This window comes from Streptomyces sp. NBC_00878 (assembly GCF_026341515.1).
Lineage (GTDB): Bacteria > Actinomycetota > Actinomycetes > Streptomycetales > Streptomycetaceae > Streptomyces.
Window position 1 is genome coordinate 31,380 of the sequence record NZ_JAPEOK010000005.1, and the last position, 19,453, is coordinate 50,832.

Here is a 19,453-nt window from a genome sequence, read left to right on the forward strand (position 1 = left end):
ACCGTTTCGCCTGTACCCCTTTCGAGGATCGAGCCCGCTATGAGCGTGGACCGGACCGGCATCCAGGACGTGCATGCCCTGTGGCTGCAGGCACTGGACTTCCTGCGCTACAACGCGCCCCAGACGTGGGCGGACATGCTGCAGCAGGAGGGAGTGACGTTCTTGATGCCGCCCGCCGTGGCGTCGCTTGAGCGGGCGCAGGATCAGGCGGCTGCCCTGGCCAACGCGGAAAGGCGCCGACTGCGCAAAGCGGACTTGTTCTACATCACGCGGGAAGCCGCCGAGAGCGTCATGGGGCTGACAGACGTCCCGTGCATCGCCCAGATCGCCAGCATTGTGCCCTCACCATCCGGGCTGATGGTGTGGGAGGAGCCGCCAGTGCGCATCGAGAGGGGCGTTGTGCTGCGAGCCGTCTCCTGGGGGCCTTCCTATGACGGCGGCACCTGGTGGTCCTGGTGGACGGATACGGCCGCCTCTGTGCGGGCCGGCATCGCCGAGCCGACCATGCTGATGATCCATGGAGGGCTGACCTTCCACGAGGAGGTCCACACCGAGCCCGACTTCTGGCCGGTGCAGGCCGATGACGCCGCCCTGCCGGAACACCTGCAGTTCCGTGCCCTGCTGTTCACGTGGATGGCGATCTCCTGCGGTCTGCTGGTGTACCGCGAATCCGTGGGCCCCAGCCAGGACATCTGCGGGCATCTGCGCCGCACGGGTGTGGAGTCCCGGGCGGTGCACCGTGTGATCCCGGCCAGCGGCATCGACCGGCCGGGGCTGGCGCAGATCCTGCGCCGCCAGCTCCAGCTGGACGGAAGGGTCATCGAGGAGCGGCCCTACCCGGGGCACCTGCCGGCGCGGTTGGCCCCGTGGCACGCCTATGTGCCGGGGCTCGGGCACCGCCTGATCGTGGAGATCCCTTCCCTTGAGCCCGGGCAGACCGCGGTTCCCACGCTCGGCGCCGGAAGGAGGGTCGGCAACCTCGCGTTCGCACCGGTCAGGGCGGTGCTGCGCCAGGGCTGGCAGTTCCACAACGGCTATGTGCGGTCCCCGCTGCACTACGATCCAGAACTCGGGCTCCTCACCGATCCCGACGATGACGAGTTCTGACCGCACAGGACACCCACGGCACCCCTGACCGCTGTCTCGGGCAGCTACCGGGCCGGGCCCTTCCCCACTGCCGCAAGCGAGGGCGGTCTTGCCGACGGGCATCACCAGGCCCAGCGCTGTTGCGGATGAACTTCGGGGACGACTACCTGCAGCGCCTGGTGCTGTACGTGACGTTCCTCCCTGAATGCCCGATTCGCGGCTCACGTGGAACTGGGCCCCGACAGCCGGCGCTCCTGTGGCGCGGGCCGTCATCTGCGCTGACCGCTTTGGTTTACGACGAGTTCTGAACGCCGCGCCAGACAATGCCCACTATTATCCGATGATCGCTATTACTCACAGTGACGTTCGGGGGATGGGGGCGGGCGGTGTACGTGGCCGAGGTGCTGGTGGAGCGGTTCCGGTCGTGCGAGCGGGTACGGATTCCGCTGCGGCCGGAAGTGACGGTGTTGGTCGGGGAGAACAACGCGGGCAAGTCGTCCGTGATCGACGCGCTCCGGCTGCTCACGGACCCCCTGGACGGGCGGCGCGTGCGATATTTCGAGGAGTCCGATGTCCTCACCACCACGGCCACGCAGGGCGGCCCCAGCCTGCAGCTGGACGTGGCCGGCATCGGCCCGCGGGAAAGCGGCGCGTATCTGGAGGCGCTGCTGCCCCAGGGCGCTCCTGACAGCCGTACCGGCCGGTGGCAGGTGTCCTGGACGCCGCCGCAAACGGGCGGGCGGCGTGGAAGCACCGTCTGGGCGCAGGGCGCGGGCCTTCCGGTCACGGGGGACCCTCCGGCGCGGGGCGGTGTGCGGCATGTCTATCTGCCGGCGCTGCGCGATGCCGAGCGGGAACTGGCCTCGGCGGGCGGGGATCGGGTGCGGATGATCCTTCGCGGGCTGCTGGGCGATGACGAGCAGGTCGATGCCTTCGTGGAACGGATCGGCACCGAGCTGAAGACGGTGGCTGCTGACCCGGACGTGGTCCAGGTCAGCGAGAAGATCAACGAGCCGCTGCGGGATCTGACGGTCGGCGCGCATCCCCAGGCGAGTGAACTGGCTCTGGCCGAGCCGACGTTCGCGTCGATCGCCCGGTCGCTGCGCATGCTGCTGGGTGATGTCTCCGCCGAGCCGTTCCCGTTGTCGGCCTCGGGGCTGGGTTACGCCAACACTCTGTTCATCGCCACGGTGATGGCCGAGCTGGACGCGGCGGCGGAGGCGGATCTGACCGTGCTGCTGGTCGAGGAGCCCGAGGCGCACCTGCATCCGCAGCTGCAGACCCTGCTGCTGCGTTACCTGCAGCGGCGGGCGCGCGCCTCGCGCCGGCAGCCGTCGGGAGACCCGGCTGAGCCGGCCGGGCATCTGCAGGTGGTGGTCACCACTCACTCCCCCATCCTGTCGGCAGCGGCGAGCGTTCAGGACCTGGTGGTTATGGCGCGCTGCCCGGGTGAGTTGTCGGACGGCTGGCAGGCGCGGCCTTTGCCCATTCCCCGACTGGGGTTGAGCCCGGAGCGGGTGCGGCATCTGGACCGCTATCTCGATGCCACCAAGAGTGCTCTGCTGTTCGCGTCGCGGGCGATCCTCGTGGAGGGTATTTCCGAGCTTCTGCTGCTGCCGGCTCTGGCCGAGCGGGTCCTCGCCGCAGACGAGGGCGCCGATGCGTCGGCGAAGCGGGAGGCGTTCGAGGCGGTGGAACGGTTCTTCGGCACCACCCGGGTGATCGTGGACGGGGTCGGGTTCGAGGTCTATCTGCGGGTGCTGCTGGCGCCCGTTGACGGCATCTGTCTGGGCCGGCGGGTTGCCTTGATCACCGACACGGACGTGGCGCCCGATCAGCCGGAACCACCCCGGCTGCAGTCGCTGCGGAAGCTGCCGCGCGGCTGGCATTCTCCTGGCGAGCTGCACCTGGCCGCGGCGCCGAGGACGCTGGAGCCGGCCCTGTGGTCGCAGAACAACATCACCGCCTTGCGGGCGGCGTTCCTGCTCTGTGCGCCGCACTCGCAGGACCGCTGGGGGCAGGTCGTTGAGGCGACGGATCCCGCCCTGGCGTTCGGGGAGCTGTTCGTCCCGAAGACCAGCCGGACCGTCACAGGCACGGACGGAGAAATCCTGAAGGGCACCGAGATCTCCAAGGGCCGGTTCGCGCAGGAACTCGCCGACGTGCTGGCCGACCGGGTGGTGCCGTTCACGGTGCCCGAGTACCTGGCGGGTGCCATCCGTTTCATCACCGCCCAGGACACGAGCACGCCTGCAGTGGGCGCGCCATGACGACGCCTCAGCAGACGGATCCGGTGCGGGCCGACGCCGAGAAGCAGCAGCAGGCCGCCATGGCCGTGGCCGCGCCTGCCTATGTGGCCGCTTGCCCAGGTGCGGGCAAGACGCATGTGATCACCAACCGGCATCTGCAGTCGCCCTGGCAGCGGCTGCGGAAGGGGCGGGCACTGATCTCGTTCACGCGGGTGGCGCGGGACCAGATGGCCCGGCGCTGCCGCTCGGCGGGCCGCGCCGATCTGGTCCAGGCGCCGCACTTCATCGGCACGCTCGACTCGTTCCTGTGGGAGTTCCTGGTCAAGCCGCGGCGGGCGGCCCGGCCGGCGCCCCGTCTGCTGGAATCCTGGGCGAGCATCAAGGCCCCGGTGGAGGGCACGGACCGGGAGATCAACCTGCACCGCTTCCCCATGACGGTAGATCCCTCCTACAGCGAGGCGCGCGAGGCGGTTGCCTGGGACAAGCTCGACTACGACACCCGCCAGCTCCTCAAGGACACCTCCTACAGCCGCGCGCAGTGGGAGAAGAAGATCTTCGAGACCCGCAAGGCGTGGTGCGACGAAGGCTATTTGACCGGGCACGAGGCGCGGGTCCTGGCCCTGTGGAACCTGCGCCACGCCAAGACCGCCGCCGCTCTGCTGCCCCCTCTGCTCTCCCGGTTCGCGGAAGTCGTCGTCGATGAGGCACAGGACTGCTCCGCCGCCGACCTGGCGATCCTTCAGCTGCTGCACGACGCCGGCCTGCCGCTGGTCCTCGTCGGCGACCCGGACCAGGCCATCTACGCCTGGCGCGGCGCCGAACCCCAAGCTCTCCAGTCCTTCGCCGCTCAGCTCTCCCCCGCCCCGCACCGCTTGACCGGCAACTGGCGCAGCTCCCCCGTCATCTGCCGGCTCGCGTCCACCCTGCGCACGGGGCAGCGCCCACCGGACACCTCCGTGGTGCGCGACGACGACATCCCCGTCCTCGTGCTGCCCACCCGGTTCGCCGACTCCGGCAGCCGGCACCTGCACGCCCCGACCGGTGCCGGCATCGTCGACGCCTTCCGCACGCTGGCCCAGGAGTACGCCGTCCCGGCCAAGGACTGCCTGGTGACCGCCTACAAGTACGCCACCTTGCCGGGCATCACCCGGGAGAAGCCCAACACCAAAGCCATCACCAGCCTGGCCTGGGCCCGCACCGTCACCCACACCCCGGGCGCCAGCGGCGATGACCTCGCCCGGGCCTGCGCGGTCGCCGTGCGCGTCCTGTTCGGCTACTGGTACCCGGGCGAGACCGGCGGCCCCGACCGCATCATGGCCGACCACCGTCTCTCGGCCGGACAGGTCAACCGCACGGCGTTCGCCTTCCTGCACAGCCTGCCTGCGCCCCACCGGGAATGGGGGCCGCAGGTCTGGCAGGCCATGAAGGCCTGGCCCGCTCTGCCCGGGGCTGCTCCGCAAGGCGGCAAAGGCCGCCCCGCCGGAAGACCCACCGTGTCGCGCCTCCAGGCGGCCACCGGTATCCGCACCAACATCGTCCACCAGCTCAAGGGCGATGAAGCAGACGGCGTCCTGCTGTTGCTGCCCGATGCCGGAAGCGTCCAGCGCTGGGCCACCGCAGACCCGGCCACCGACGAGGTCCTGCGTGTCTGGTATGTCGCCGTCACCCGCGCCCGCCGCCTGGCCGCCGTCGCCCTGCCCGACGAGGAGAGCGACCAGCTGGCCCGGCTGCTGACCGAGCGGCAGGTACCGGTCCGCGTCGCATGACCCTTCGTGTTGTCTGTCCCCGCACACCGCCGGGGGCAGACACCACGAGCCTCGCGGCAGCCTGCTGCTCGGCGTGCCCACGCTGTCGGCATCAGCGCCGGCACGAGGCCACCGCCCGTGGACGGGTCTGTCCGCTTAGGGCCTTATGAGATCAACCGGCCCATCGTCGGCCTGCCGCGCGTTAGGGTCAACTTCCGCCTGGTCGCAGCGGTTTGAGGCGGTGACGGATTTCATTCACAGGGGGAGTCTGCGGGATGTACGGTCAGCTGACGTCGGACGTGCCACTCGGCCCGTTCGAGGGCACGACGATCACCGTATGGTCGGGTCAGGGCAAGCAGGCGAAACTGCATGCCACACCGTCGTGCTCGTATCTGCGCTCGGCTCGCGGTGTCGAACGGACGGTATATCTGAATGCCGCCGTGGTCGGGCGGATGTGCCCACAGTGCGGCACCTACGGGTCCTGGGCACGTCCGGGTACGGGTCTGGCGGTGTTCCTGGACACGTTGACCGGGCTGGGTCTGCTGTACGAACTGGACAGCTTCCGCGATCCGGACGAGGACGCCTTCGAGGACGAAGAGGTCCGGCACGCGGCCGCCGTGCTGTACAAACCCGTGGCCGACAATCCGGCGGTCCCTGCCGAACAGGACAACGCGGAGCACGACGAGGACGACACGTGGGAGGAGCGGCAAGAGGCCCAGCGTGTACGTGAGTCGGTGCTGCGGCAGTGGGGCGGCGCGCTGGCGAGCATGCACCGCACGCACCGGCAGTTGGCGCTGTTCCCCTGGCTGCGGGCCTGGGCCGGGGCGGCGCTCGAAGCGAAGGCCGGGTATCTGCACGTCCTGCAGGAGCAGGCCCAGCTGTTGGTCGCCGAAAGGGCGCTGTTGGCGGCGACCGCGGCGGCCGCCATGACGGAGCCTGATGTTCCCGCCGACGAGCCAGCCTTCGCACCGCTGGGCGACCCCGGCGAGGCTCGCCGGCAGCTGCTGTCGCTGTGGCGGCGGTGGCGCAGCGCGGTCGAGGACAGCTGGGACGACCCGCAGCAGCAGACCTACGTGGTGCATCATCTGACCGACACGATGGGCAGCCGCCGCAAGGGGCGCGACCAGATGCTGGAGCGGGCCCGGGCGGTGGTGGCAGGCTGGGAGGCCGACGTCCGAGCAGCGGCCGGAGAAAAGCACGACGAGCGGATTGTGGTCGCTCGTCTTCCCCGTGATGCGGCGGAGCGCGGCTCTGGCAGGTCGCTTGTTGACCGGCTGGGTGAGTGGGAGCTGGGGGTGCTCGCCTCGTACACGGCCGACGCTGTCTGGGAGCCGCAGTCCGTCATCACCGTGCGGGTGCCGGAGCCGGTGGCCGTGCGGCTGCTGACACAGCATCACACTCTGTCCTACAGCGAGCCGGAGACCGCCGAGGCCGAACAGCTGGCGGCACAATCCCCGGCGGACCCCCGGCCCGCGGCCGGATCGGGTGTCGGGCCGGGGGTGTTCGACGACACGCCGGTCCACAGCAGGCGTCTGGTCACCGGCGAGCACCTGCGCGCGCTGCGCGCCGCTACGCGGGATGCCGAGCAGCTGTACGTGGTGTTCTCCGTTGGCAGCGGGCTTGAGGTCGTGGCGCTGAGCGTCCTGGAAGAACGGTGCGCTGCAGGATGGCAGGGTTCCATCATCGCCGGTGCAAGTGACCTGCCTGATGCCCTCTTCGCGCCCCGCCGGCCGTCTCCCGACCAGGAGGAATCCGTCTGGCCCGCGCGTATCCACGATCCGCATCACGAGGCGTTCGGCAGCCATCTGAGCACGGCGGAGGGCGAACGGGTGCTGGTACGGCTGTGCGAGGGGCGACGCGACACCGATCATGCACTGCGTTCCCTGGCCCTGGCCCGCGGCGTAGCCGACCTGCGCCAGTTGGAGGCTGTCGGGTACAACGACCGGGATTTTCCGCACCGTCCCTTCGCGTCGGCGGTCTGGCACGGTCTGCTGGCCATGGAGCAACTGGACCTGGAACCCTTCGAACCCGTCACCGATACCGGATGGCAGAGTGGCTCCGAGCTGCCGTTGGGCATACTCGCCGGAGTACAGGCCTACACCTCGGACGCGGACGGTCGGTATCAGGGCCGGGCCCACTCCCCCGATTGCAAGCACCGGCGTCCGGAGCGCGGAGTCAGCCGCGACGATGACCTGGTGACCATCAAGGAGTTGCTGGGCAACAAGGGCTTCGACCCGTGCAGCAAGTGCGGCGGGTACGCCGTCCGCCGTCTCAGCCAGGACCAGGTCGCCTACTACCGTGCCGCACACCGGCTGCACAGCCTCACCCACCAGGTGCATTCCGCAACAGCCCGCAACAACAGCACCGGCGGCGCTGAACTGGCAGCGAAGTTGCAGGAGTTCACTGATCTGGACCGGGAGACTGCCCAGGCATGGTTCCTGTTGCGGAAGGAAGCCCGCAGGTGGCAGCAGACCGTGAACGCTCTGCTGGGTGAGCTGCCCGGATCGGCATGACCGAGGACAGGGCTCCGACACCCGGCGGGAAGGCTGCCCGGCGTCCAGCGGGCCTCAGGCAAGCGCCCGTTGGACGCCTCGGCCATCGGGCACCCCTACCGGTTACTAGGCAGGCTTGGGTGTCGGTGTGTCACGCCGGGCTCAGCAGCACCTCTTCCAGGTCTTGCCAGCTTGGCGGCGGCTCGGCTGCAGAACGCACGACAGTCAGCAGACGTCCGTCGAGGCAGGCGTCGAAACGGCCTTCGGCCCGTGCGAGGCGCTCTCGGACGCCGGCCTGGGGTGGGGGCTGTTCGGCCAGGACAGCCAGCAGCACCTCGTGCTGGGCAGGTCCCAGCGCGTCGGCGGGCACCCAGGTGCCGCGGACGGGATTGCCGGCGAGTTCCGCATCGAGTTCGGGGGCGGTGTCGTACAGCCGCTGCACCAGGCGGCCGGTCCGTGAGAGCGGGTCGGCCGTGGGCTGTGTGCGAGCAGCAGCAGGCACCGGCAACATGGTCCGCAGTGTGTCCGTGGCGGATGGCGGGTCGAGCGGCGGTTCAGGTTCATCAGTCGGCATCTGCCCGAAGGGGCCCTCTGGTGGTCTGCGCCGTCGCTCGTGCACGGGAAAGCGCCACTGGTGGCCTTCGCTCTGCCGCTTCCAGCGGACGTCGAGTGCACCGTCCCAGCGTTCGTCCTGGGGGAGGAAGACGTCCACGGCGACGCCGGAGCGGCCGATCCAGACCCAGCTCATGAAGTAGGCGTGGTCCCGGTGGGCGGCGGACCAGCGCGCCAGGTCCTGCAGCCGGTTCTTCTGCTCGGCAAGGGGTCGTTTCGGCACGAGTGTCTTGGTGCGGCGGTGTCGGCCGCGGGCCTCTCCCGCAACCCGGCCGCCGGGCAGGTGGAACAGCAAATCGGGCCGGATTCCGCCCTTCTGATAGTCCGTCATGCTGCCCGGCAGTGCGTCGAAGCTGTGCAGCGGATGCGCCGTGTTGTCCCAGGCGAAGAGCGCTTCGCCGGCCGCCGTCAGCATGCCCAGGCCTGAGCTTTCGGCGACGAAGCCGCGGATGTGCCGCGAGCTCGCCGTGAACGCGCGGTGATCGACCCGAAGGGGGCCGCCGGCCCCAGCGGTATGGAGGTAGCTGGCAAGGAGACGGACCTCGAGCTGCTTGGTCCGGTAGTCGAGGACGCGGTTGTGGTCGCAGGCGAGCGCGTTGATGTGGATGAGCCGGGCCAGCCCGACCGGCAGCTCGCCCTGCCCAACCTCCGTGACGGTCACCACCGGCTCCTGCACCTGGAACTGCCACACCCGGGCTCGTACCGTGTTCACTTGCACATTCCTCTTCTCGTTTGCGTCGCACCGCGCGCCCGTCCGTGGCCCTGGACATGATGTGGTGCGCAACTCCCCTGCGCCGTCGGGGCCTTCACATCATGCCGTTGGTCCGGGACCATCCTGCACGTGTCGGCCTGCTGCATGCAGGTCGGCTGCGCAGACGACGCCGTCACTGACCGGCCCGGATCCCGTCCGGTCCTGCTGAGTCCTGCCTTGACCGGATCACCGGGTGACGGCGGGGGCGGCTGCGCGGTCCCCGGTCTGCCGCATGGCCCTGTCAGCAGAGGGCTGTTGGCTGTGACGGAGCCCACCAGGAAGCCGAATCAGCCCCGGAATATTCCGTGTTAATGTTTTGAGGTCTGATCTGAGGCGGTGGGGTGTGGTGGCGTCCGTTGACCTGCAGGCGCATCCCGGCATGCTCGCGCTCGCGCGCGAGTCGCGGGGCATGACGCAGGTCGACGTGGCCGCCGCCATGACCAAGGCCGCGCCTGCCGGTGCCACGGTGGTGTCCCAGGGATACGTCAGCCGCGCGGAATCGGGGCGCCTTGTGGTCGCCGACGACCGTCTCCAGCTGTATGCCGCCGCCCTGGGCTACCCGGTAGATCTGCTGTGCCTGGATCCCCGGGTGAGCGGGGTGGGGGTGGGACTGATCCATCACCGCAAGAGAGCCTCTCTGTCGTCCTCGGCGCTGCGCCGCATCCACGCCCAACTCGCCCTGGTGCGGCTGCAGGTGACAGGCCTCGTGCAGGCCGCCGCGGCAGCGGACGTGCCGCACCGCTTCTCCCGCATGCTCCTGGACGACTTCACGACGGCCAAGGATGCGGCCCGCCAGGTGCGCCGCGCCTGGGGCCTGCCCAGGGGGCCGGTGGCGGATGTGATCGCCGCGATCGAGGAGGCCGGCGGCTTGGTCGTGATGCGGAGTCTCGGCAGTGAGCTGCTGGACGCGGTCAGTCAGTGGGACGACCTCCAGGTCCCGCTGGTCCTGGTCAACGACCATGCGCCGGGCGATCGTTGCCGCTTCAGTGTCGCGCACGAGCTGGGCCATCTGGTGATGCATCCCGCGCCCGGCACGTCGAGCGAGCAGGAGAAGCAGGCCGACGCGTTCGCCGCGGAGTTCCTGATGCCGGCGGCCGACATACGGCGGGCGTTCGCCGACGGTGTGGACTTGGCGCGGCTGGCGGAGCTCAAGCGCGTCTGGCGGGTGTCGATGAGCGCGCTGCTGCGGCGCGCGCTCACCCTGAACGCCATCACCGAATGGCAGTACCGCACGGTGATGGTGGAGATGTCGGCGCTCGGCTACCGCACGGCCGAACCGGTCGAGGTGGAGCCGGAGCGGCCCATGCGCGTGCCGGCGCTGGTGGACGTCCTGTTGTCCGACCGGGGCCTGGCGATCGACGAGGCGGCCGCGTGCGCCCGCCTTCTTCCCGAGGACTTCAAGCGCCTGTATGTGGCAGGCGACCGCTCGTTATCCCCTGAGCCGCTTCGAAGGTGAGGCCATGATCGACCCGTCTGCTCCGCTGCCGCGTCCGCGCTCCGATCTCACCGAGCCTCCCGACGTGCCGCAGGCCCTGCCCGGTGCGCTGAGCGTTCTGCAGGGGCGCATGCTGCTGCAGGTGTCTCCTGCCCGTGTCGGTTATCTGCGCGGACAGCTTGATGCGGGTCGCAGCGGGCTGGTGCTGTGCGGGAAGAACGCGCTGCGGAAGGCGAAAAGACTGCGCAAGGAGGAACAGTTCAGCGGGCCGCTGCTGGTCGATCCGGCCGTGTACGAGGTGCGGGCGGCCAGCGAGGAGGAGCCATTCCCGCCCGCGTCGGAGGACACCTTCGCCTTCGACGATCCGCTCGAGGTGTCGCTGGCGGAGCAGCGGGCGGTCGGCGTTACCGCGCCGTTGACCCCGACCGGCTACATCCACGCCGAGGACTCCGACGCCCTCAAGGCGGCGGTGCGGCGGGTGGCCGACCTGGACGATGCGCAGGTCGTCTTCGCGGCGCCGGTCGACGTGGGCTGGCTGCGGGAAGAGGACGCGGTGCGGCAGCTGATCGCCTGTCTGCGGCTGGTGAAGGGGCCCAAGGCGATCATGCTGGGCGGTCAGATGGACCCTCTCGCGCGTCATGCACGAGCCGTCGACCACCTGCGGCGAGTGATCGAGGAAGTGCCGGGAGCGGCGTTGCTGCGCACCGATCTGGCGGCCTTCGGCGCGCTGGCCGCGGGAGCCTCTTTCACAGCGTTCGGTGTCGGCAGCCGGCTGCGGCACATTGTCGCTCCGGGCGAGAAGGCCAAGACCAGCAAGGGCTTTTCGACGTCGCCGCACGTGCTGTTCGCCGAGCTGATGGACTTCTTCCTCGGCAAGACCCTGGCCGACCGCTTCGCCGGTGCCCCGGCCCCCATCTGCGGCTGCGCAGTGTGCGAGGGGGTGTGGGCACTGGACGAATTCGCCAGCAATGCCGACGAACGGCCGGCACGGGCCGCCGCACACAATGTGGCCGTGCTGATGGAGTGGCTGCGCACGCTGACCGCGATCACTCCCGGGCTGGCGCGCCAACAGTGGTGGCACGAGCACTGCCGCACGGCGGTAGAGCGGTATCCACTGGTCAACGCGCAACTGCGGCAGCCGGACGCCTTCAAGGTGCCCCAGCAGCTGAAGCGGTGGGCGCTGGCCGCCCCGGCGTCGGAGGGGGACGGAGCGAACGGGCAGGCGGCGGCCAACCATCAGCGCAGGAGCTGATACAGCTCCTCGACGAAGCACCACGCGGCGGCGGTGTGCCGCTGCGGCCGGTACTCCTCCGGCGCGAGCAGCATCTCCACACCGTGCTCGGCGGCGAGGAACACGCCGATGCCGTAGAAGTCGGCCTCGGCCAGCAGCTCTTCCAGGTGTGAGGGGCGGCGGGTGAGCAGCATGGCGCGGCGGCAGAACGGCGCGAACCGGCCCGCGTCCCGCAGTCCCTGGCGCCACCCGGCGGCGCGCACCACGGCCAGGTCCACGCGCACCGGCCGGACCGCGCGCCGGGTCACCGTCGTGCGGTCACGGTCCGCGGCGCCCGCAGGCAGGGCGCGTACGGCCCGCCGCTGGCTGGCCTCGAACGAGGCGAGGGGAACGGGGATGCCCACCGGCAGCGTCAGGAGGGTCTCCAGCGCCGCCATCCGATCCAGCCGTCCTGCGACGGCGTCCTGGCGCCGGGCGTGCTCGGCGGCATCCAACCGGTGGAAGAACAGGGCCTCAGCGCCCTGCAGGGAGGCGACCTTGGTCTGGGTGCCAGCCTCCAGCAGGGCGGCAGACGCCGTCCGCACGGAACGGCCGATCACGGAGTTCGCCAAGGTCACCATGGCCTCCACCCTGCCTCACCGGGCTCCGGCCGCACGCGGCGGCCCCGCCGACTATCCAACCCGCATGGGTACGGACTGTTCTGCCAAACAGCTCAACAGGCCTTCGAGACACTGCCAGAGCGCGTCGTTGTCGCTGCGCCGGTACCAGCGGCGCCGCTCCCCCGGCGTCCGCGGCAGCCGCTCGGCCAGCCCGGCCTCCACCAGGGCCCGGATCGGCGCCTGGTAGACACTGGCCGGTGCGTTGCGGGCGGCGGCAAGGTCTCCCAGGCACACACCCTGCTCGTCCGCTGCCGCCAGCGCCTCCATCAGCTCCGCCCGGTAGCGGTTGCCGAAGACCCGCACGGACGCCTCACGCAACCGTTCCAAGGCCTCTTGAGACATAATTCATGATTCGCTAATCGCTAATCCTATGTCAAGGGTGCGGTGCAACAGGTCATATCTGCCGACGGCATGCGTGCCATCGGTCAGGCGAAGGCGTTGGCCAGAGCGCTGGTGATCGTCGCGGCCAGGGTGAGGGTCGCGGCGAAGGCGAGTGGATCCGCGCACGGTCTTGTGGCTCAACGAGGCGCAGCACTATCTCGGCGCGGGCCGCGAGCCGGGCGAACGCATCGGTGCGGCGCTGCACGGCCCGCTCACCGGTGGCGCCTGTCCGCGCCGGCCTGCGGCAGAGGGCCTCCTGCCGCAGGCCGGGGCCTGTGGCAGGAGCAGTGATCAAGGCTGTACCTGTGCCCGCACCGCGAAGATCTCGTGGTCTTCCGCCGACCCTCTGGTGGAGGAGACTTCCCGGTGCCACAGCCCCAGGACCAGTACCGAGCCCGCGCGGCGTGCCGCCTGAATCCACTGAGCGCCAGCTTCGGCTGAATACTCGGGGGACCCGATGGTGACAGCGGGGGTGTCCGTGCCGTTCCAGCGCACTCCCCAGGGACGGTGGGTGTCCGGGTGCTGTTGCAGGATCCACGGTGTGATGCCGGGCAGGGTCTTCCAGGTGTAGAGCGGGAAGCCACAGCGTTCGGCGAGGTCGTCGATCGTTCCGGTGAGGTCCGGCGAGCTGAGGGTGAGCGCCGGGAAGGATCCTCCGGGGACGGGGACGAAGCCGGTATAGGCAGCCACGTAGAAGGGCGGCCGCGGCGGGGCCAGGTCGATGACCAGGGAATGGAGCGGCCCGGCCGTCTGCATGTGGATCAGTTGCGGGATGGCGTACGCCCAGATGTCGACCAGGTCGGTGATGAAGTCGCGGAGCTCGTCCTCCTCGAGATAGATCACGAACTGATACGCCTCGTGGTGGCCGTACCGGGGGACGGTCTGGCAGAAGGCGAGGGTGGTGGGGGTGAAGCCGTCGCCGAGTTCGACCGGTAGCGACGCGGCCAGGGCCGCCGGGACGAGCGGCAGTCCCCCCGTCATCCGGTCCATCGCAGAGGTCAGGCAGGGGTCGCAGTCGGCGAGCCGGGCGCCGATGGCTGATGCGGCTGCGGTCATGTCGGCCGTGACGGAGATACCGAAGGGTTTGCCGCTGACCGGGGGCAGGATGGGAGCCGGGTGCGTGTGCAAGGTGCCGGAGCGGGCGGAGGTGTAGGAGGTGCCGGTGCGGCGGGCGGTGCGCCGGGCCCGGTCTTTGCGCGCATGTTCTTTGGTCATGGCGATGGCCTCGAGTCTGCGCTCCGGCCCCATGATCCGGTGCGCGGGATCGGGCGCATGCGGAAACCTGTTGGTCAGGCTGATGAACAGCTGTGATGGTACGCGCAGTTGATGCGGCTGATCGCTCCGGATGCCCGGGCACCTTTGCCGTGTGGGGCCGTTCATGGGCCGGCCCCGGCTTGGGCCGATGCGCTCGGCCTGTGTAACAGGCTAGCGCCGCAGGCTGCGGGCTCGGGCTGTTTCTCTGCTTTCTTTTACATGCTCCGGCGACAGGTGACCGGCCTGGCGCCTGGAGCGTACCGAGTGCCGCACGTGATGGTCGGCCGGCCCGGACAGGTGTTGCCAGGGTGACGTGCTGCCGCGTGTCAGTACTGGGAGGAGGGCACGTACATCGGCAGGACGGTGCGCATGAGTTGTTCGCCGCGGGTGGTGATGGCGTCGAAGTGAGTGCGGTTCATGGCACGGAAGTTGGTGGGGTAGGTGGCGACCGCGCTGCGCGGGACGAGGTCGGCGGGCGGTGCGGGCAGGCGGTGGTCCTTCATGCCTAGGTAGGCCAGGGCGAAGCCGTCGATGCGCCCGCTGGCGGCCCATTCGTGCAGGCGGGAGCGGGCGGAGTCCTGGGCTTTGCGATGGACGGTGACGAAGGAGCGGCTGAGGCGGCCGGTCATGAAGTGCGGTGTTTGCAGGGGGAGTTCGCCCACGCCGGCGTCGCAGGCGATGAGGAAGGGCACGTCGTAGACGTGCTGGGTGTGGTGCGGTGAGCGTCCGGGTTCCAGGACGGACAGGCCAAGGTTGTCGTAGACGCCGCCGTCGGTGAGCAGCACAGTGTGCTGTTCGTGGTGTCCGCCGGGGTGTTGGAAGGTGAAGGTGCGCTCCAGAGCCGGCAGGAAGGCGGGATAGGCGGCGGAGGCGGCCACGGCGGTGGCGACGTGGACGGGCTCGGTGATGGTGCCGTAGCGGGAGCAGCCGCTGCGGGCGCTGCCGAAGCGGACCGCGTTGGTGGTGGCCAGGTCGGTGGCGGTGAGGACGACGTCGAGGCCGGGATGGGTGACGTCGGCCATGGTGGCGGTGGCGAAGGCCGTGCGGGCCAGGACGGCGGCGAGCGCGTCGGTGCGGTTGGCGGGACGGGCGACGCTGACGTCTGTAGCGCGGGTGAACAGTTGGCGGGTGCCGGCACGGGCGGCGGCGGTGAGGTTGCGGATGACGGCAGAGGGCGCAAACGCCTGTCGTGCGATGTCGAGTTGCAGGCCGGAGCGCAGCAAGTCGGTGGTGCGGGCGTCGAAGTCGGCGAAGTCGGGCGGGCCGTAGGCCCATAGGGCGGCGAGCAGGGATCCGCCGGAGATGCCGGAGACGACGCGGATGCGGTCGAGGAGATCGCGGTCGTGCAGGGCGCGCAGGCAGCCGAGGTGGAAGGCGGCCGCGCGGGAGCCTCCGCCGGACAGGGCAAGGCCAAGGGTTCGGGTCATGGGCGGGGGTCGTCCGATCGGCGAGGGGCGGGCACGGTGCTATCGGCGGTGGTGGGGCGGGTGGCGTAGCCGCCGGGCCACCAGAGGGCCGAGCGGGGGCGGCCGGGTGGCAGCGTCTCTGCTGGTGGGGTGGTGGCTGCGGTGGTGCGGGTGGCGAGGCGGGCGTAGAGGTCTGGTCCGTCGCCGGTGGCGAGCCATTTGTCCCAGACGGGTTGCGGTCCACCTGCGATGAGGACGAGGGCGCGGGCGGGGGCGTCGTCCAGGGGCAGGGTCAGCAGTTCCATGGCGGTGCGGTCGGTGGCGCTGGGCTGTGCCGGGGTGTGGGGGTGGGTGTGCCACAGGCCGAGGAAGCGGCTGGTGTTGCCGGTCGCGGTGCGGCGGGCGGCGAGGTGGCGGGTGACGCCTTCCAGGCCGTGCTGGAAGTAAGCCTCGCTCAGCAGGGAGTCCGGGGGCGGGCCGGTGGCCTCGTCGACGTAGATGATGCCGGTGGAGTCGTCGATGGCGCCCAGCAGCATGCCGCCGGTTTCGACGCGGGGGCTGCGGACGCGGGCGCCGCGGCGGGCTTCGGCCCGCATCTCGGCGAAGGCGGCGGGGGCGATGCGGATGTCGTAGCCGGTGGCGTCGTCGGTGACGATCGTGTCGTTGCGCCATGTCAGCCAGCGCGGTCCGGCGGGCTGGTGGTCGGTGGGGCCGCTCGGGGTGCGGACGGTGAGCGCGGCCATGGTGTGCCGGTCGTCGGGGGCGCTGAGGGCGTGGAGGATGCCGGTCATGAGCTGTCCGGCCAGGGCGGTGACGTCGGCGGCGGAGCCGGTGAAGGTGGCGTCCGAGCAGCCGGGTTCGGGCTGGAAGAGCTCGGTGCGGGGCTCGGTAGGGAAGAAGTCCTCGACCATGTCGACCAGGGCCCGGGTGGGATCCGTGCGGGCGGTCAGAGCGGTACGGCGCAGCACGTCGGTGCCTGCGCCACTGGCCGAGCGCGGTGAGAGCGCGGCGATTCCGCGGGTGGCCTGGTGGCCGATCATCACGGTGGCCAGGTGCGGCCAGGCGGTCGGGTCGGTGCGGCGGGCGCGTTCGAGGTAGGCCCGTACGACACGGTTGGCGGTGCAGTCCAGGATCAGGTCGAAGGAGTGCACGTCAAGGGCGGAGAAACGGCGGGTGATGTCGGCGACGACGGGCTCGATGCGGGTGGTGTGCGGGTCGATCTCATTGAGGCGGGCGGCCAGGATGTCGGCCTTGGGATAGCCGATGTCGGCGTCGGCGTAGGGCTGGCGGGCGTGGATGCCGGGATGCACGAGTGACTGGTCGACGACGGTGATGTGGGCGGCGCCGGCTCGGGCGCAGATATCGGCGGCGGGCGCGCCGAGTGCCCCGGCGCCCAGGACGAGGATGCGTTTGCCGTGCAGCCAGGCCGCCGGGGTGTGGTGGTCGCGGCGGACGGTGACCTCGGGGCGGGCCTCGTACAGGCGGAGCCACCGGGTGGTCAGGGTGTCGAGCCATTCCTCGCCGATCTGCATGATCTCGTCGCCGAGTTCGGGCAGTTGGCGGTCGACGTAGGCGGTGACGGCGAGGCGGGTGAGTTTGTCGGCGAAGTCGGGCAGGTGCCAGGCCACCAGGTGGGTCCGGCGGGGGCCGTGTCCGCTGGTCCCCCGGGAGGGGGTGCCCAGCAGCAGGTGGATCGGGGCGGCCTGGTGCGGCTTGCCGTCCGGTCCGGTCTGCTCGGCGGCAGTGCGCAGGCGGCGGTTGTGGTCGGCTGCCACGCCGACCAGGCCGAGGACCATGCGTGCGGTGATGCGGCCGCGGGCGAGGGCGGTGATGAGCGCCCGTGCGGTGTCGGGGTATTCGAAGGTCAGGTGGTCTGCGGTGATCACGGCCGGGGCGAGGAACACCTCGGCGTCGTTGGGGAGTTGGGCTGCGGCGCGGGCATCGGCGAGGGTGTCGGGCCACGGTTGGCCGAAGGGGAGCCAGCCGACCACGTCACTGCGCTCCTCACTGATGCGGTGCAGGAGGGCCGCGCCCAGCCATGGCTCGTCGTCCTCGGCGGCGGGCGCGTTGCGACGGACGACGAGCAGGCCGTCCGCGTAGTCGCCCACCGCGTGGGGTGGGTGCCGGGGCTCGCCGGGCGCATCCAGTTCCCCGGCCGCGCCGGCCCTGAACCAGTCCAGCAGGCGGGTGATGAACCCGTACATGCCGTCGGCCGGGTTCCACTCGGTCGCCGTGGAGCGGTACAGGCACGGGAAATGGGCCCAGACGACGTGCGGGGCCCCGGCGAAGCGGCTGTGCCGGGTGTACACCATCGGGGTCTCGAAGGGGAAGTCCGGCGGGATGTAGAGCGTGACGGGCTCCTCGCTGCGCAGCCGCAGCCCGCCCTCGGCGCGGGGCAGACCGGCGCAGCCCACGCTGATGCGCGCTTCCACGAAGCCCTTAGGGGCCGTGGGTGCCGTGTCCACATGGGCGAGGAAGACCCCGCCGCGAGCTGAGCCGGTGATCTGCCGGAGCTGGTCGAGGGCGAGGTGCTGGCCGGCCGTGACTGCCGTAGTGGTGCGGTCGCTCACGCGTCACCGAATCCCAGGGGCGTGGCGGGTGCGGCCTTGTCTCCGCGGGCCTGCTCGACGGCGCTGCGCGCGGCGGCGGCCGCCCGCGGGGAGGGAAGCGCGGCGGTGGCGGTGAAGGCGGCAGCCGGGAAGCGGGTGGTGCCCAGCGCGGCCAGCATCCGGCGGCCACCGCCGGCGGCCTTCATCACCAGGGACTTGCTCTCCAGCTCGGCGACGTCGACGAGTTCGAACCCGAAGAAGGTGTCCAGGGCGAACACCACCGGCCGGGGCTCGTCCTGGGTGGGGTACTCCCCCGTGCACAGCACCGGCAGCACGGTGATCTCCTCGTAGGCGTCACGGGCCAGCAGATGGGGCGGGTTGTGTCCCTTCTCGTCCTGGTCCCGGAAGGGCCGCGAACTGGCGATCACCCGCGCGTCCGCACTGGCGTAGGTCTCGAACTGGTCGAGGATGTCCTGCTTGCGCTCCTCCTCGCCGTCCTCGCCTTTGGCGTACATGACCTTCTTGGAGCAGTGGTGCGGGGAGAGCAGCAGGTCCCACTCCACCCGGTCGGTGTTGCCGAAGTACTCGCTGTTGTCGAAGATCTTCTTGATCGTGGGGTAGGCGAGGTCGCCGAGGAGGAGCAGCCGGCCCGTCGTGCCGTCGCCGGTGTGCATGCGGATCTGCAGGGCGAGGGAGGTCTCGTTGCGCTCGCCGGCGCAATCGCCCTTGAACGGGGCGTGGACGAACGCCTCGAACGTCTCCGACAGGTCGTTGCCGTCGATCATCGTGATCGTCTTGCCGGGGAAGGTGAAGTACTCGTCGGGCAGCTCGTTGTAGGAGTGCTGGTCGCGGTCGTCGTCGTAGCCGATGATCCGTACACGATCGCCGCTGGCTGGCTCCTCACCGTTCTCGAGGGCCTCCAGGGTGGCGGCGACGCGGCGCTCGACCTCGTCCTGGAAGAGTTGGGCGTCCTGGCACATGGTCGTGTCCTCGGAGATCTCCCGCCACAGCCGGGGCGTTGCCCAGATCTCCCCGATCAGGATGCCGCTGTCCAGCAGGTCACCGAACCCGCAGCAGTGGTCCAGGTCGGCGTGGGTCAGGGCGAACACCGCGAGGTAGGGGGTCTCCCCGTCCAGCCAGTCGGGGCGCGGCAGGGTATCCGCCAGCCGGTCGATGACGGCGGCGACCACCGCCCCCTTCTCGTCGGCGGCCTTCATGTCCCGCAGATCGACCTGGAGGACCAGGTCGCCGCCGAGCACGATCGTGGTGGAGTCGCCCGTGCCGACCGGCCAGAACACCACCCCACGCTCGGGAAGTTCCGTCTCGACCATGTCCTGCCTCTTCACTCGACTTTGATCAACTAACGGGAAACCCGCACAAGTTCTCCCTGTCTTCACATCTACCATGCGCCACTGACAACACGGCCTCATCAGGCATTTCATGCGTCAACAGGGCCAATGTCAGGGGTCCTTGCCCGCCCCGGATACGGCCGGCACGCGGCCTCTTCGCGAGCAGGGGCGGCGCCGGGTGACCATCACGAGGGTGTGACCCACGTGCTGTGTCATCGCTTGCTTTGCGGCCTGACCTGGCATGCCGTGCACCA

At 70.3% G+C, this 19,453-nt stretch carries 13 protein-coding genes; 6 read left to right on the forward strand and 7 right to left on the reverse strand.

Going from position 1 to position 19,453, the window contains the following annotated elements; translation table 11 throughout:
* The first annotated feature begins 39 nt into the window (after positions 1-39).
* From OHA11_RS48175 to OHA11_RS48190, 4 genes are all read left to right on the forward strand, one after another.
* A complete protein-coding gene (locus tag OHA11_RS48175; RefSeq protein WP_266509157.1) occupies positions 40-1,107 on the forward strand; it encodes a hypothetical protein in 1,068 nt (355 codons plus the stop codon).
* A gap of 371 nt (positions 1,108-1,478) precedes the next feature.
* On the forward strand, positions 1,479-3,356 hold the full coding sequence (locus tag OHA11_RS48180; protein ID WP_266509160.1) for an ATP-dependent endonuclease: 1,878 nt from the start codon (positions 1,479-1,481) through the stop codon (positions 3,354-3,356).
* Positions 3,353-5,101 (forward strand): UvrD-helicase domain-containing protein, encoded by a 1,749-nt coding sequence (locus OHA11_RS48185; protein ID WP_266509163.1) that lies wholly within the window; start codon positions 3,353-3,355, stop codon positions 5,099-5,101. Before OHA11_RS48180 ends, OHA11_RS48185 begins: the two co-directional genes overlap by 4 nt.
* Positions 5,102-5,355: 254 nt before the next feature.
* Positions 5,356-7,593: a hypothetical protein gene (locus OHA11_RS48190; RefSeq protein WP_266509174.1), complete on the forward strand. Its 2,238-nt coding sequence runs from the start codon at positions 5,356-5,358 to the stop codon at positions 7,591-7,593.
* Between the two features lie 130 nt (positions 7,594-7,723).
* Here the strand turns inward: OHA11_RS48190 and OHA11_RS48195 are convergent, their stop codons facing one another.
* Positions 7,724-8,896, reverse strand: a complete 1,173-nt coding sequence (locus OHA11_RS48195) for a hypothetical protein (protein ID WP_266509177.1) — start codon at positions 8,894-8,896, stop codon at positions 7,724-7,726.
* A 418-nt stretch (positions 8,897-9,314) separates the two neighbouring features.
* On the opposite strand from OHA11_RS48195, the gene OHA11_RS48200 reads away from it, so the two are divergent.
* Positions 9,315-10,391, forward strand: coding sequence for an ImmA/IrrE family metallo-endopeptidase (locus tag OHA11_RS48200; protein ID WP_266509180.1), 1,077 nt, complete (start codon positions 9,315-9,317; stop codon positions 10,389-10,391).
* Positions 10,345-11,622, forward strand: coding sequence for a hypothetical protein (locus tag OHA11_RS48205; protein ID WP_266509183.1), 1,278 nt, complete (start codon positions 10,345-10,347; stop codon positions 11,620-11,622). Before OHA11_RS48200 ends, OHA11_RS48205 begins: the two co-directional genes overlap by 47 nt.
* On the opposite strand, the gene OHA11_RS48210 is transcribed toward OHA11_RS48205, so the two are convergent.
* From OHA11_RS48210 to OHA11_RS48235, 6 genes are all read right to left on the reverse strand, one after another.
* Positions 11,607-12,221 (reverse strand): hypothetical protein, encoded by a 615-nt coding sequence (locus OHA11_RS48210; protein ID WP_266509186.1) that lies wholly within the window; start codon positions 12,219-12,221, stop codon positions 11,607-11,609. The genes OHA11_RS48205 and OHA11_RS48210 overlap by 16 nt on opposite strands.
* A 51-nt stretch (positions 12,222-12,272) precedes the next feature.
* Positions 12,273-12,587, reverse strand: coding sequence for a hypothetical protein (locus OHA11_RS48215; RefSeq protein ID WP_266509189.1), 315 nt, complete (start codon positions 12,585-12,587; stop codon positions 12,273-12,275).
* A gap of 345 nt (positions 12,588-12,932) precedes the next feature.
* A complete protein-coding gene (locus tag OHA11_RS48220) occupies positions 12,933-13,856 on the reverse strand; it encodes a hypothetical protein (RefSeq protein WP_266509192.1) in 924 nt (307 codons plus the stop codon).
* 365 nt (positions 13,857-14,221) lie between these two features.
* Positions 14,222-15,322 (reverse strand): patatin-like phospholipase family protein, encoded by a 1,101-nt coding sequence (locus OHA11_RS48225; protein ID WP_266509195.1) that lies wholly within the window; start codon positions 15,320-15,322, stop codon positions 14,222-14,224.
* A complete protein-coding gene (locus OHA11_RS48230; protein ID WP_266509198.1) occupies positions 15,319-17,871 on the reverse strand; it encodes a ThiF family adenylyltransferase in 2,553 nt (850 codons plus the stop codon). Before OHA11_RS48230 ends, OHA11_RS48225 begins: the two co-directional genes overlap by 4 nt.
* Entirely contained in the window at positions 17,868-19,181 is a 1,314-nt protein-coding gene (locus tag OHA11_RS48235) for a hypothetical protein (protein ID WP_266509201.1), read from the reverse strand. The genes OHA11_RS48230 and OHA11_RS48235 overlap by 4 nt, the downstream gene beginning before the upstream one ends.
* Between the last annotated feature and the right edge of the window lie 272 nt (positions 19,182-19,453).

Excerpts from the sequence above, each read along its gene's own strand:
- OHA11_RS48175 (WP_266509157.1), top strand. The coding sequence starts at position 40 with ATGAGCGTGGACCGGACCGGCATCCAGGACGTGCATGCCCTGTGGCTG.
- OHA11_RS48185 (WP_266509163.1), top strand. The coding sequence starts at position 3,353 with ATGACGACGCCTCAGCAGACGGATCCGGTGCGGGCCGACGCCGAGAAG.
- OHA11_RS48190 (WP_266509174.1), top strand. The coding sequence starts at position 5,356 with ATGTACGGTCAGCTGACGTCGGACGTGCCACTCGGCCCGTTCGAGGGC.
- OHA11_RS48200 (WP_266509180.1), top strand. The coding sequence starts at position 9,315 with ATGCTCGCGCTCGCGCGCGAGTCGCGGGGCATGACGCAGGTCGACGTG.
- OHA11_RS48205 (WP_266509183.1), top strand. The coding sequence starts at position 10,345 with ATGTGGCAGGCGACCGCTCGTTATCCCCTGAGCCGCTTCGAAGGTGAG.
- OHA11_RS48210 (WP_266509186.1), bottom strand. The coding sequence starts at position 12,221 with ATGGTGACCTTGGCGAACTCCGTGATCGGCCGTTCCGTGCGGACGGCG.
- OHA11_RS48220 (WP_266509192.1), bottom strand. The coding sequence starts at position 13,856 with ATGACCAAAGAACATGCGCGCAAAGACCGGGCCCGGCGCACCGCCCGC.
- OHA11_RS48225 (WP_266509195.1), bottom strand. The coding sequence starts at position 15,322 with ATGACCCGAACCCTTGGCCTTGCCCTGTCCGGCGGAGGCTCCCGCGCG.
- OHA11_RS48235 (WP_266509201.1), bottom strand. The coding sequence starts at position 19,181 with ATGGTCGAGACGGAACTTCCCGAGCGTGGGGTGGTGTTCTGGCCGGTC.